This window comes from Nocardia sp. NPDC003979 (assembly GCF_053605015.1).
Map to the genome: position 1 here is coordinate 96833 of NZ_JBSGIJ010000011.1, position 12163 is coordinate 108995.

General features: G+C 70.4%; 11 protein-coding genes. 2 read left to right on the forward strand and 9 right to left on the reverse strand.

Annotated features, from left to right (window positions below):
- Positions 1-69: 69 nt before the first annotated feature.
- Both ACWEVR_RS22515 and ACWEVR_RS22520 read right to left on the reverse strand, forming a co-directional pair.
- On the reverse strand, positions 70-1440 hold the full coding sequence (locus ACWEVR_RS22515) for a cryptochrome/photolyase family protein (RefSeq protein WP_452468595.1): 1371 nt from the start codon (positions 1438-1440) through the stop codon (positions 70-72).
- Positions 1437-2033 carry a lipocalin family protein gene (locus ACWEVR_RS22520; protein ID WP_452468596.1) on the reverse strand — a complete coding sequence of 199 codons (597 nt, stop codon included), beginning with the start codon at positions 2031-2033 and terminating at the stop codon, positions 1437-1439. Before ACWEVR_RS22520 ends, ACWEVR_RS22515 begins: the two co-directional genes overlap by 4 nt.
- Before the next feature lie 250 nt (positions 2034-2283).
- Here ACWEVR_RS22520 and ACWEVR_RS22525 point away from each other — a divergent pair, with 250 nt between their 5' ends.
- Positions 2284-3171 (forward strand): MerR family transcriptional regulator, encoded by an 888-nt coding sequence (locus ACWEVR_RS22525; protein WP_452468597.1) that lies wholly within the window; start codon positions 2284-2286, stop codon positions 3169-3171.
- A 14-nt stretch (positions 3172-3185) separates the two neighbouring features.
- Here ACWEVR_RS22525 and ACWEVR_RS22530 read toward each other — a convergent pair whose 3' ends face one another.
- The 5 genes from ACWEVR_RS22530 to sucB all read right to left on the reverse strand — a co-directional run bounded on the left by ACWEVR_RS22530 (position 3186) and on the right by sucB (position 7988).
- Positions 3186-3350, reverse strand: a complete 165-nt coding sequence (locus tag ACWEVR_RS22530) for a hypothetical protein (protein WP_452468598.1) — start codon at positions 3348-3350, stop codon at positions 3186-3188.
- 37 nt (positions 3351-3387) lie between these two features.
- Positions 3388-4731, reverse strand: a complete 1344-nt coding sequence (locus tag ACWEVR_RS22535) for a TIGR01777 family oxidoreductase (protein WP_452468599.1) — start codon at positions 4729-4731, stop codon at positions 3388-3390.
- Between the two features lie 105 nt (positions 4732-4836).
- Positions 4837-5343 (reverse strand): N-acetyltransferase family protein, encoded by a 507-nt coding sequence (locus tag ACWEVR_RS22540; RefSeq protein ID WP_452468600.1) that lies wholly within the window; start codon positions 5341-5343, stop codon positions 4837-4839.
- Positions 5344-5351: 8 nt separating this feature from the next.
- Entirely contained in the window at positions 5352-6248 is an 897-nt protein-coding gene (locus ACWEVR_RS22545) for a TIGR01777 family oxidoreductase (RefSeq protein WP_452468601.1), read from the reverse strand.
- 12 nt (positions 6249-6260) lie between these two features.
- Entirely contained in the window at positions 6261-7988 is a 1728-nt protein-coding gene (sucB, locus tag ACWEVR_RS22550; protein WP_452468602.1) for a 2-oxoglutarate dehydrogenase, E2 component, dihydrolipoamide succinyltransferase, read from the reverse strand.
- A 257-nt stretch (positions 7989-8245) separates the two neighbouring features.
- Here sucB and ACWEVR_RS22555 point away from each other — a divergent pair, with 257 nt between their 5' ends.
- Positions 8246-8596 carry an oxidoreductase gene (locus tag ACWEVR_RS22555; protein ID WP_225282203.1) on the forward strand — a complete coding sequence of 117 codons (351 nt, stop codon included), beginning with the start codon at positions 8246-8248 and terminating at the stop codon, positions 8594-8596.
- On the opposite strand, the gene ACWEVR_RS22560 is transcribed toward ACWEVR_RS22555, so the two are convergent.
- Together ACWEVR_RS22560 and ACWEVR_RS22565 are read right to left on the reverse strand one after the other, a co-directional pair.
- A complete protein-coding gene (locus ACWEVR_RS22560; RefSeq protein WP_452468603.1) occupies positions 8597-10108 on the reverse strand; it encodes a leucyl aminopeptidase in 1512 nt (503 codons plus the stop codon). It abuts the gene before it with no gap.
- Between the two features lie 38 nt (positions 10109-10146).
- Positions 10147-12102, reverse strand: coding sequence for a GMC family oxidoreductase N-terminal domain-containing protein (locus ACWEVR_RS22565; protein ID WP_452468604.1), 1956 nt, complete (start codon positions 12100-12102; stop codon positions 10147-10149).
- Positions 12103-12163: the final 61 nt, after the last annotated feature.

Here is a 12163-nt window from a genome sequence, read left to right on the forward strand (position 1 = left end):
GCCCGGCGACCGACGACGCCAACGGATGGTCGGGCCGCCGTGTCGCACGGTTGCCGAGAGGACGCGGGGTCACATGCCGGGGACGTCGACCAGCGGGGCGGGATAGTCGGAGCCGGGCAGGTCCGCGCGCCACGGCCGGTGGATGGCGCCGCCCGGCAGGTGGGCGAGTTCGGGGAGGTGGCGGCGGACGTAGGTGCCCTCGGGGTCGTGACGGTCGGCCTGGCGGAGGGGATTGAGGACACGGTTGGGGCGTGTGTCGGTTCCGGTGCCCGCGGCCCACTGCCAGTTGAGCTGGTTGTTGGCCAGATCGGCGTCGACGAGCCAGTGCAGGAAATGGGCGGCGCCGATCCGCCAGTCCAGGCGCAGGGTCTTCGTGAAGAACGACGCGGTGATGAGGCGGGCGCGGCCGGGCATCCAGCCGTCGGTGACGAGCTGACGCATCGCCGCATCGATGATCGGGTAACCGGTGCGGCCCTCCTTCCACGCGGTGACAGCCTGGGGATCTCGGCGCACCGGGAACGGGCCGGGGCGCAGGCTGGTGGACGCGGTGTCGGGGCGGGCGGCGAGCAGCTGATGGTGGAAGTCGCGCCATGCGAGCTGGCGGGCGAAGGCATGACCGCCGTCGGTGGACAGGTCGGTGCGGTGCACGACCTCGACCGGGGACAGGCAGCCGAAGTGCAGGTACGGCGACAGATGCGAGGTGGCATCGGCGGCGAGGTCGTCGTTGCGGTCGGCGTAGTCGTCGATCGGGCCCGCCAGCCACTTGCTCAGGAGTGCGCGGCCGGTGATCTCGCCGCCGGTCGGGCAGTTCGGGGATGGTTGTCCGGGCGACAGCTCGGCGGCGGAAGGTATTGCCGCACTGGGGATGTCGGGTACGGCGAGCGCGCGGGGGCTGGCCAGTGGACGGCGTCGATGGGTGTCTACCCAGCGGCGGAAGTACGGGGTGAACACGGCGTAGTAGTCGCGGCCGGTGGCCGGCGCCAGGGCCGATGGGTCGACGGCGGTGATCACGGCCGAGTGGGGGTGAACGGTGCAGTCCGGATGTCTGGCAGTCGTCACGACGCGCGTGGCTCGCGGTGAGTGAGCATCGGTCGACAGTGCTGCGCGCAGAGCGTTCTCACGTCGGGCGGCGAAGGCACTGACGTCCTGGGCGACGTGTACCGACTCCGCCCCGGTTTCCGCGACCACCCGCGCGACCTCGGTAGCGACGTGACCACGACGCACGACGAGACGCCCGCCGATGCCGCGCAAGCCCGCGTCGAGTTCGGTCAGGGCGCTCGCGAGGAAGGCCGCCCGGTTGGGCGGGCAACGGTCGGGGACGATGGCGTCGTCGACGACGAACAGCGGCACGACCGTGTCGGCGGACCGGCGGGCGGCGTCGAGGACGGGGTTGTCGGCCAGGCGCAGGTCGCGCGTGAACAGGGCGATCGAGACGGTCATCGGGCGCACAGCGGGGCGATGTCGGCGCGCCCGCCGGTGGTCGGCGTGGTCAGGTACAGGCAGGTGTTCTGGCCTGCCGTTTCGATCGCGGTGTGGATGTCGTCCCATGCGGCGGCGTCGAGGGTGGGTGTGCGGGACAGGACGAAACCGGACAGGCGGCTCGGCGAAGTGACCAGCGCCCACGAGTACTCCGGGCCGAGCGCGGTGACGATGTAGTTGGTTTCTCCGTCCTGACCGGGTACGCCGGGGAAGGAGACGTTCAGCTGGGCGTTTGTGGCGGGGTCGGTGACGGTGGCGGTGCCACGGATCTCGTCGATGCCGCCCGACCAGGTGTGGCAGCGGTTGTGCACGGCGACATCGCCTCGCTCGTCGAGCGAGTAGGTGGCGGTGGTGTCGCGCGCGCATGCGAGGTTGAACGGCTGGGGTACGGCGGCCAGCTGGTGCCAGGCGCCGAGGTACCGGTCCAGATCGAGGGACGGAACGGGAGCCGGGGGCGCCGCGGCTGCTGTGGCCGAGGATACGGCGGTGATCGCAAGGGCGACGAGGGCGGTCGCCGCCGAACGGCGGAACGCGGATGTTAGGGCGATACGCACAAAGGCTCCTCGAAATTGTCGGTAGCAATAGCGTACCAAGAAACGATGCACAAATGATTCATCGAGCGGAGAGGGTGCGTCGACGGCCGGACCACTTCGGCCGTATCGACCCCGGCGATGCTGATTCTGGGCTTGTGCGAGAGTCCTGCGGGCAGCGGAGAGCGCGCGTTTTGTGAGTGACGGGTCCGCACGGAGGCCCCGAACCACGTCGGTAAGGCGGGATGAACGGGTTATCGGCAAGAATGGAGCGATGTCCGCCGGTTCAGCCCCTGTCTCCGATGCGGCCGGTTACACGGTGCGCGCCGTGGCGGACCGGCTCGGGATTCCGACTGCCACCCTGCGTAGCTGGAATCGGCGCTACGACATCGGTCCCGCACAGGATCGCCCGGGCAAGCACCGCCTCTACACCGAGGCCGACATCGCCGCGCTCGAACGCATGCTCGCGCTGATTCGTGACGGCGCGAGCCCGGCCGGTGCCGCCGCCACCGTGCGCGGCATCGCTGTGCTGCCCGGCGATCGGTTGCCGCTGCTCGATGCGGCCTTCGCTCTCGACTCGGGCCGGGTGATCGCACTGCTCGAGGCGCACGTCCGCGCGGTCGGCATCGTGGAAATCTGGGACGGATTGTGCAGACCCGCCTTCGCCGATGTCGTGGCGCGTCAGAGCAGCGGCGAGGGCTGTATCGACGTCGAACACCTGCTGTCGTGGTGCATCACATCGGTCATGCAGCGCACTCATACCCCGCATACCCGCACCGACCACACCATCCTGCTGGCCTGCACGGGTGGCGAAACCCATTCGCTCCCTCTCGAAGTGCTGCGCGCCGCCCTGGCGGAGCAGGGGGTAGGCGCCCGCATGCTCGGCGCCGATGTGCCGACCGTCGCCCTCGCCGACGCACGGCCGAGCGGACCGACCTCGGTCCTGCTCTGGTCACAACGAGAATCCACCGCGTTGACCTCAGCGGTGGTCGCCGGCCTGGCCGCCGGGGCGCAGGTCTTCGTCGGCGGACCGGGCTGGCAGGAGGTGCTGCTGCCCACCGAGGTACAGCGCGTCGGCGGACTGGCCGAAGCGGTCGCCCTGCTCGGCACCGACTCCTCTCGACTCGCCGACACCGAAGCCGCTGCGAATCAACGACAGTGACGCCGGTCGGCCATCTACAGACCACGCGCATAACGGACAGACGCGGCCGCTGCCTCCATGTCGATGACCAGGCCCGGGTCCCATTCCATGGCTTCACGGAATTCGAGCAACGCGTCATCGACCGTGCTGCGTCGCGCCAGCGCGATCAGCTCCCGACGCGCGTAATCGCTCAGCGGCATCCCTGCTGCGGCCGCGCGCCCGCACGGCTGGTCCGGGTCAGCGGCCGAGCAAGTGACGCAGGGTTTGTTCGAGGTCAGGGGTGCGGAACGGGTGGGCGGAGGCGGTGAGGCGGGTGGGGGCGACTCGTTGACCGGCTTCGGCGAGTTCGCGGGCACCCTGGCGGCCGAGGAGTAGGGCGGGGCCGAAGGAGGGGACGGGTAGCAGGGCGGGGCGGTGGAGGACGTGGGCCAGGGTGTGGGTGTAGTCGGTATTGCGGACGGGGTTCGGGGCGACCGCGTTGACCGGACCGACGAGTGCGGTGTCCCAGAGTGCGCGGTGGTAGATGTCGAGGAGGTCGTCGATGCCGATCCAGGACTGCCACTGGGTTCCGGGGCCGATGCGGCCGCCGAGGCCGGCGGTGAAGAGGGGGCGCAGCAGGCGCAGGGTGCCGCCTGCGGGGGATTGGACGATGCCGGTGCGGACGCGGACCACGCGGACGCCCGCGTGTGCGGCGGGTTCGGTTGCCGCCTCCCAGGCAGCGACCACGTCGGCGAGGAAACCGTCTCCGCGCGTGGAGTTCTCGGTGAGGACCTCGTCGCCGCGGTCGTAGCCGTAGTAGCCGATGGCGGAGGCGCAGACGAAGGTGGGGACACCGCAGCGGGCGGCGGTTTCGGCGAGGGCGCGGGTGGGGCCGATGCGGCTGTCGGCGATCGCGTGGCGGTGTTCGTCGGTGAAGCGGCCTGCGATTCCGGCGCCCGCCAAGTGGACGACAGCGTCGACGCCCTGCAACAGGTCCGGTGCGGGATCATCGGGATTCCAGTGGAGTTCGGCGGGATCGTTGGTCGGTCGGCGGACCAGGCGGATCACCCGGTGCCCACCCGTGGACAGGAAGGCGCACAAGGCGGTGCCGACCAGCCCGGATGCCCCGGTCACCGCGATAGTCCGGGCGGCGAAACCTGTTGCGGCGGCCCGCTGGTGAGCCGCGAGATCACCGGCGAGCTGGCGATAGCGATAGTCGAACATCGGCTGGAGCAGTCGGGTGGGAATCGGGGTGTCGACGCGGTCGATCACCGCGGTGTGCTCGGGGTCGACCTCGGCGAACTCGTGGGTGTGCCGCCACGGCAGCAGACGGCCGAGGGGCGCCGAGGCAAGGCCGTCGACGGCGACCTCGTCGGCGAAAGACGCCGGCGGATCGTAGGCCTCTGGATCATGCCGGGCGATCCAGCGCAGGCCGCCGGGAAGACCGAGAACCGCGGCGCCACGGGCCAGGTCGGAGGATTCCGCGAGCAACCGCACCGGCTGCCACGGCGGCGCCAATCGGGTGAACGCGCCGGGGCGCTCGAACCAGCGGAACACCTCGGCACGGGGTGCTGTGACAACGCTCGAACAGTCGATGCCCATGACCCGACTGTAGCCTTCCCCGGAAAGACGATGAAGCGTTCAAGCATCGTTTCGTGACTGCGGGCCTGCCGGAGTTCCGGGCTCGTCGGTGAAGGCTGCGGAATGTCAGCGCGGTTCGAGAGGGAACAACCTCTGCATGAGCGTGAGATCCATCCAGCGACCGAATTTATGACCAACCTCGGGCAATTCGCCGACGACCCGGAACCCGAACCGTTCGTGGAGAACGATCGATGCGGCGTTGCCGGACTCGATGGCGGCGATCATCGCGTGCACGCGCCCGGAATCGGTTGCGCGAGCGATCAATTCGGTGAGCAGTGCGGTGGCAACGCCGCGACGCTGGAAACGCTCACCGACATAGACGGAGTTCTCGACGGAATACCGGTAGCCGGTTTTGGGCCGCCACTGCCCATAGGACGCGTAACCGGCCACCTCACCGTCGATCTCGGCGACCAGCACCGGCATCCCCGCCGCGGCGCGGTCGGCGAACCAGGTGAGCCGGTCGTCGAGATCCACCTGATCGGTGTCCCAGATCGCGGTCGACTCGGCGATGTTGGCGTTGTGGATCTCCAGCACGGTCGGCAGGTCGGCTTTGTCGGCGTCGCGAATCAGCATGGGCGCCTTCATGATCGGCCGACGGTCGCGGCGAGCGCGGCACCGATGGTCGGATGCTGGAAGGTGTAGCCCGCCTTTTCCAGCGCGGCGGGAATGGCCCGTGGACCGGTGAGCAGCGCCTCGTCCGCCAGCTCACCGACCGCCGCCCGCAACGCGAACGCGGGCACGATGAGTGGGGCGGGGCGATGCAGGGCGCGACCCAGCGCGCGGGTGAATTCGGCATTGGTGACCGGAGCCGGGCCGACGGCGTTGATGGGCCCGGACAGGTCGGGTTGGGTGAGCGCGAAGACGATCGCGCCCACCTCGTCGTCCAGGGAGATCCACGGCGTGTACTGGCGCCCGCTGCCCAAACGGCCACCGAGCCCGAGCCAGTACAGCGGGTGCAGCATGCTCAGCATGCCGCCGTTGCGGGCGAGCACCACCGCGCTGCGCACCAGTACCGTGCGCACTCCCGCATCGGTGGCGGGCGCGGTGGCCGCTTCCCAGTCGCGACACAGTGTCGCGAGGAAACCCGTTCCGCTGGAAGCGGTTTCGTCGACGATGGAGTCGCCGGTCGTGCCGCCGTAGTACTGCGCGCCACTGGCGTTCACCAGCGTCGGCACGCCCGCGGCGGCGACCGCCGTGGCGAGGACATCGGTGGGGGTGATCCGGCTGTCCCGCAGCAATTGCTTGTAGCTGCCGTTCCAGCGGCGCGCACCGATACTCGCGCCGCACAGATTCACCACCGCGTCGGCCCCGCGCAACGCCCGCTCGTCGAGCTGGGCGCGCGCGGGATCCCACGCGAATTCGTCCGGTGCCGCGGGAGCGCGGCGCACCAGCCGGGACACCTCGTGCCCGTCGCGGCGCAGAGCCGCGACGAGCGCCGTCCCGATCAGCCCGGACGAACCGGCGATGACCACCTTCATCGAAATGACCTGCTACAGACCGAGATCGGCCTCGAACGCCGCCTCTTCCAACCGATGCCGGATGGTGGTGAGGAAGCGGCCCGCGTCGGCGCCGTCGATGAGCCGGTGATCGTAGGTGAGCGGCAGGTACACCATCGAACGCACACCGATGGACTCGCCACCGGTCTCGTCGGTGACGACCACCGGACGCTTCACGATCGCGCCGGTACCGAGCATGGCCGCCTGCGGCGGGACCAGGATCGGGGTGTCGAACAGCGCGCCTTCGGAACCGATGTTGGTGATGGTGAAGGTGCCACCCGACAGCTCGTCGGGCTTCAGCCCACCGGTGCGGGCGCGGTTGGCGATGTCGGCGATCGCGCGGGCCAGCCCGGCCAGCGACAGGTCGCTGGCGTTGTGGATGACCGGCGAGAGCAGACCCTGCTCGGTGTCGACCGCGATACCCAGGTGCACCGACGCGTGGTAGGTGATCTCCTTGGTGTCCTCGTTGTAGGAGGCGTTCACGTTCGGGTGCACACCGAGGGCCTCGACGACGGCCTTGGCGAAGAACGGCAGGTACGTCAGGTTGACGCCCTCGCGGTTCTTGAACGAGGCCTTCGCGAGCTGCCGCAGATGCGCGATCTTGGTGACGTCGGCCTCGTGGACCTGGGTCAGCTGCGCGGTGGTCTGCAGCGATTCACGCGTCTTGGTCGCGGTGATCTGCCGGATGCGGCTCGCCTTCTGCGTGGAACCCACGAGACCGGCCAGCTTCGGAGCCGCCGTCTGCTTGGCCGGGGCCGCGGCGGGTGCCGGGGCGGCGGCGGGCGCGGGCTCCGGTGCCTTCTTGGCTTCGGCGGCGGCGAGCACGTCCTGCTTGCGGATGCGTCCGCCCACACCGGAACCGGTGAGGCTCGACAGGTCGACGCCGTTCTCCTCGGCCAGCTTGCGCACCAGCGGAGTCACGTACGGGGTGCTGCCGTTACCTGCCGACGCGGCCTGCGCGGGCGCGGGCTTGGCGGCGGGCTTCGGCGCGGGGGCAGGCTCGGGCTTCGGAGCCGGTGCCGCTTCCTGCTTCGGCTCGGGCTTCGGTGCCGGCGCGGCTTCGGGCTTGGGCTCGGGCTTCGGTTCCGGCGCGGGGGCGGCGGCGGGCTTGCCGCTGCCGATCACACCGAGCTGACCGCCGACGGCGACGACGTCGTCCTCCTGCGCGGAGATCTCGAGCAGCGTGCCCGCGACCGGCGAGGGGATCTCGGTGTCGACCTTGTCGGTGGAGACCTCGAGCAGCGGCTCGTCGACGGCGACCTCGTCACCGACGGCCTTGAGCCAGCGGGTGACGGTGCCCTCGGTGACGGACTCGCCCAGCTCGGGCATCTTCACGGGGGTACCGGACGACGCGTCGGCCTGAGCGGGCGCGGCAGCGGGCTCGGGGGCCGGTGCCTGCGCGGCGGGCTCGGGCTCGGGTTCCGGCTCGGGTTCGGCGGCCACGGATTCCTCGGCGGGCGCGGGGGTGGAAGCGGGGGCTTCGCCGGCGTCGCTGATCACGCCCAGCTCACCGCCGACCTCGACGACATCGTCTTCCTGGGCGACGATCTTCGACAGCACACCGGCGGTGGGCGACGGGATCTCGGTGTCGACTTTGTCGGTGGAGACTTCGAGCAGCGGTTCGTCGACCTCGACCGTGTCTCCTTCCTGCTTCAGCCACCTGGTCACCGTTCCCTCGGTGACGCTCTCACCAAGAGCCGGCATCTGGACGGAGAAGGCCATGTCCTCTGACTCCTCTGACTGTTCGACGGGTAATACAACAGTGCTTCGACCCCAGTGGGCATTACGTCGCGGGTCGCGGCGTGTGTCCACCCCGACCGTGTGGCGGGACTCCCGGGAATCGTTGGTTCTTGTTCCGGCAACCATCCTTGCACTCGCCCGCCGCGTCTGTGGCGCTGGGCGGCAATCCGTGCGGAGCTGGCACCATGGAATGTACGGCGGTGAGCAGAATTCCGTCGGAAAGCAGAAGGGCTGAGCCGGTGGGTTTGCTGGATCGTTTCCGCGGGGTGCGGGGCCGGAGCAGGTCAGTCGCGCGTGAGAACGCCTCGGAGGTGCGCGCGCTCGCGCAGTGGGCGCGGGCGCGGCACGGAGTGGAGGCGTTCGTCGAGCCCAAGACTACTGTGACCGATGTCACAGCGGTCCTGGTGGCGGCGGACGGCGAATGGACGCGCCGGATCGTCGGCGAGCACGGCGCCCGCCGCCTGGCCGACACCTTGCGGGTTCCCGTGTACGACGTGACCAAGACGGGCTATCCCCAGCGGATGCGCGACTTCGACGCCCGCCGCCGCATCGAGCAGCGGCGGGCCAGGGAAGCCGAGCTGGAGGAGTGACTACTCCGCGCCGATCTGTTCGATCACCGCGATGAGCGTGCGCACCGGGACACCGGTGCCGCCCTTGCCGATATAGCCGAAGGGTCCGCCGGTGTTGTAGGCCGGACCGGCCACGTCCAGGTGGGCCCACTGCACGCCCTCGGGCACGAATTCCTTGAGGAACAGCGCCGCCGCGAGCATGCCGCCCCACCGGTGCGGCGTGACATTGGCCAGGTCGGCGACCTTGGAGTTGAGGTCGGCGCGCAGTTCGCTCGGCAGCGGCATGGCCCAGCCGTTCTCGCCGACCGACCGCGAGATCTCGGCGACGCGATCGCGGAACTCGTCGGTGCCCATCACGCCCGGGGTGCGGGTGCCGAGCGCGACCATCTGCGCGCCGGTGAGGGTGGCGACATCGATGAGGTAATCGGGTTCGTCCTCGATGGCACGCACGATGGCGTCGGCGAGGATGAGCCTGCCCTCGGCATCGGTGTTGATGACTTCGACGGTGGTGCCGCCATATTGGGTGAGCACGTCGCCGGGGCGCTGCGCGGTGGCCGACGGCATGTTCTCGGCCATCGGGACGGTGGCGGTGACGGTGACCGGAAGACCGAGGCGCGCGGCGAGCAGCACGGTCGCGATGACCGCCGCCGCACCGGCCATATCGGAGGTCATGTTCTCCATGTTCGCGGCGGGCTTGATCGAGATACCGCCGGTGTCGAATGTGATGCCCTTGCCCACCAGCGCGACCTTCTTCGGCCCGCCGGCATAGGTGATGCGCACCAGCCGCGGCGGGCGGGAGGAACCCTGGCCGACGCCGATGATGCCGCCGTAACCGGCTGCCGCCAACGCGTTCTCGTCGAGCACCTCCACCTCGAGCCCGGCGGCTTCGGCGAGCACGCGGGCCCGGTCGGCGAACTCGGCGGGGTACAGCGCACTCGGCGGGGTGTTCACGAAATCGCGTGCGGTGGCGACGGCTTCGGCGACCAGCTGGGCGCGCAGCAGTTCCAGCACCCCGAATTCCGGTTCCGGAACCAGCAGTTCGACGCGGAGCACCGGCTGTTCGTCGGGCTTGGGCGCGCTCTTGGCCGACTTGAACGCGGAGAAGGTGTAGGCACCCAGGTAGAAGCCTTCGGCGGCGGCGCCGAGGTCGATGCCGGACAGGGTGGTGGCGACGAGTTCGGTGCCCGACAGCGCGCGGGCCGCGACGCCGGCGCTGCGGCGGACCTGCTCGGCGTCGACCTTCTCGGCCGCGCCGAGACCCACGGCGAGCACGCTGGTGACGTTGTCCAGCGCCGCGGGCGCGGGCACCCGGGTGAGTTCCTCGGGCTTGCCCTTGGCACCGACCGCGCCGAGTGCGTCGAGCAGCTCCGCGCGGACCTCGGAGGTGAGCACGTCGCCGAACAGGTCGGCCGGGGCGATGGCCGGTCCGTTCTCCGAGGAGGTCAAGCCGATCACCAGCACATCGGTATCCGCGGTGAGGGATTCGATGCGTGCCAGTTCCGGTCCGAGTGAACGATCTGCAACAGCGGTCATCGACCCAGATTATGTGGTCGGCGCTCGGGGGCGCACAGCTAGGTGAGCTCGGCCGCGAGCCGCGTCGCGTTCATGTACCCGATCGCCTCGATGGTCACCATCGGGTTCACCCCGGGTGCGGTGGGGAAGCAGGAGCCGTCGGCGACGACGATGTTGCCGACGTCCCAGGTGGCGCCGTCCGGATCCGTCGCGGACTGCTCGGCCGTGCCGCCCATCCGGGCCGAGCCCATGATGTGCAGCGCGCCCATCGAGCAGCGCCCCGGGCCGTATCCGGCCCGTTCGCAGGCGGCCTCGAACTGTGCGAGCGAGCCGTCGGCGCCCGGGGCGAAGGAGATGCCCGCCTGGTGGCCGGAGTAGATGCGTTGCGCGCCCGCGGCTTCGAGCATGGCCGCCGCACCGACGATGCCTGTGTGCAGGTGTCCGGCGTCGTAGTCGGAGAGCCGGTATTTCACCACCGGTTCGCCGCTGCGGTCCACCGTCACGGTCCCCGGGTCCCGGTCGCGAGTGATGACGCCGATGGAGGTGGTGCGGGCGAAATCGAGCATGGCGTCGCGATGCTGCCGTGCGCCGCGCCAGTTCATGAACCCGGTGGCCAGGCCCGGGTGCACCGGGCCGGTCTCGTAGATGACGCCGAAGCCGTTGCCGTCGAGGTCGGCGTGGTGCCTGCTGATCCGCGCCTGCAGCGCGCCCTCCCAGGGCCGGATCTCGTCCTCGAACACCCCGAACACGGCGGCGGCGGGATGCAGGCGCAGGTGGCGGCCGATGTTCGGGTTGCGCAGACCCGATCGGCGCAGCAGCGCGGGCGTCTGCACGGCACCCGCGGCGACGACGACCGCGCGGGCGCGCACCGTGATCTCGACGCCGTCGGAGGTGCGAGCCGATACCGATTCCGCCCGACCGGCTTTCACCGTGACGGTGCGGACGTCGGCGTCGACGACCAGCCGGGCGCCGTGCTCGGCGGCGTCGCGCAACCAGGTCTTGGTCGCCGACTGCTTGGCGCCGAGGCGGCAGCCGTAGCCGCAGCGACCGCATTCGATCGCCGCGTCGCAGGCGTCGCCGACATTGCGCGGCAGGGTGTCGACGTCCCAGCCGAGCGCTCGCGCGCCGCGTTCGAGAATGCCGTCGCGGGCCGAGATCGGCGATTTCGCGCGGGTGACGCCGATCCGCTCACTCACCACATCGAGCGCTGTGCCGAACTCGTCACCGGCGAACTGGGGGACCCCGAGGTCGGCCCATTCCGCGCGCACACGGTCGGGAACCGGCAGCGAGGTACTCCAGTTGACGACGGTTCCGCCGCCGAGGCAGCTCCCCGCGACCAGCGTGAGCTGGCCCTCCGCCGTGGTTGCGGGACCGGCCGCGTAGAGCGTGGTCAGCGCGGCGAGTTCGCCGTCGCCGAAGTCCTTGTCGTCGTAGTAGTTTCCGCGCTCGAGCACGACCACGTCGAGCCCGGCCCGCGCGAGCACGGCGGCCGCGGTGCCACCACCGGCGCCGGATCCGACGACGACCACATCGCAGTCGAGCGTGGTCGGCCGGGTGAACCGCTGCGGCTTCAGCTCCGGTGTGGCGGCGTCGGGTGCGGGGCCGGTCGGTGCCGGGTAGCCGATCCGCTCCCACAGCGGGTTCGTGCCGGTCGGGCCGGGGGTGACGTTGTACGCCAGCAGGGAGGCCTGTTTCAGGGCCTGGAAGATCGCGCGGAGCGGGGCGAGCCGGGAATCCGCGAGCCGCAGCAGGGCCGCTTCGCGCCGCACCTGTGACAGGGTGGAGAACCGCCGGAAACCGGTACCGGTGAGCGCGCCGAACGCACGGGTGTCCCACAGGTCGAGCAGGGTGGCGAACTGCTTGCGGTCGGCCTCGCGCGGGTTGCGGCCGAGGATCGTGAGAATGGTTTCCACCGCGCCGAGGTCGGCCGCACTGGGTAGTCCGGTCTCGTCGCCCGGTATGAACGTGTTGCAGATCGCTGCGAGCGTCGCGCGCTGTGCGGCCGTCGGTTCCATGAGGAAACCACCCCTTTTCCACTTCGGGTGATGTCTATCACGGGCGGGGTGAACGCGCTGG

Bases quoted from the DNA above. Each gene is read 5' to 3' on its own strand.
- ACWEVR_RS22525 (WP_452468597.1), top strand. From the start codon at position 2,284: ATGTCCGCCGGTTCAGCCCCTGTCTCCGATGCGGCCGGTTACACGGTG.
- ACWEVR_RS22535 (WP_452468599.1), bottom strand. From the start codon at position 4,731: ATGGGCATCGACTGTTCGAGCGTTGTCACAGCACCCCGTGCCGAGGTG.
- ACWEVR_RS22530 (WP_452468598.1), bottom strand. From the start codon at position 3,350: ATGCCGCTGAGCGATTACGCGCGTCGGGAGCTGATCGCGCTGGCGCGA.
- ACWEVR_RS22565 (WP_452468604.1), bottom strand. From the start codon at position 12,102: ATGGAACCGACGGCCGCACAGCGCGCGACGCTCGCAGCGATCTGCAAC.
- ACWEVR_RS22540 (WP_452468600.1), bottom strand. From the start codon at position 5,343: ATGCTGATTCGCGACGCCGACAAAGCCGACCTGCCGACCGTGCTGGAG.
- sucB (WP_452468602.1), bottom strand. From the start codon at position 7,988: ATGGCCTTCTCCGTCCAGATGCCGGCTCTTGGTGAGAGCGTCACCGAG.
- ACWEVR_RS22560 (WP_452468603.1), bottom strand. From the start codon at position 10,108: ATGACCGCTGTTGCAGATCGTTCACTCGGACCGGAACTGGCACGCATC.
- ACWEVR_RS22515 (WP_452468595.1), bottom strand. From the start codon at position 1,440: ATGACCGTCTCGATCGCCCTGTTCACGCGCGACCTGCGCCTGGCCGAC.
- ACWEVR_RS22545 (WP_452468601.1), bottom strand. From the start codon at position 6,248: ATGAAGGTGGTCATCGCCGGTTCGTCCGGGCTGATCGGGACGGCGCTC.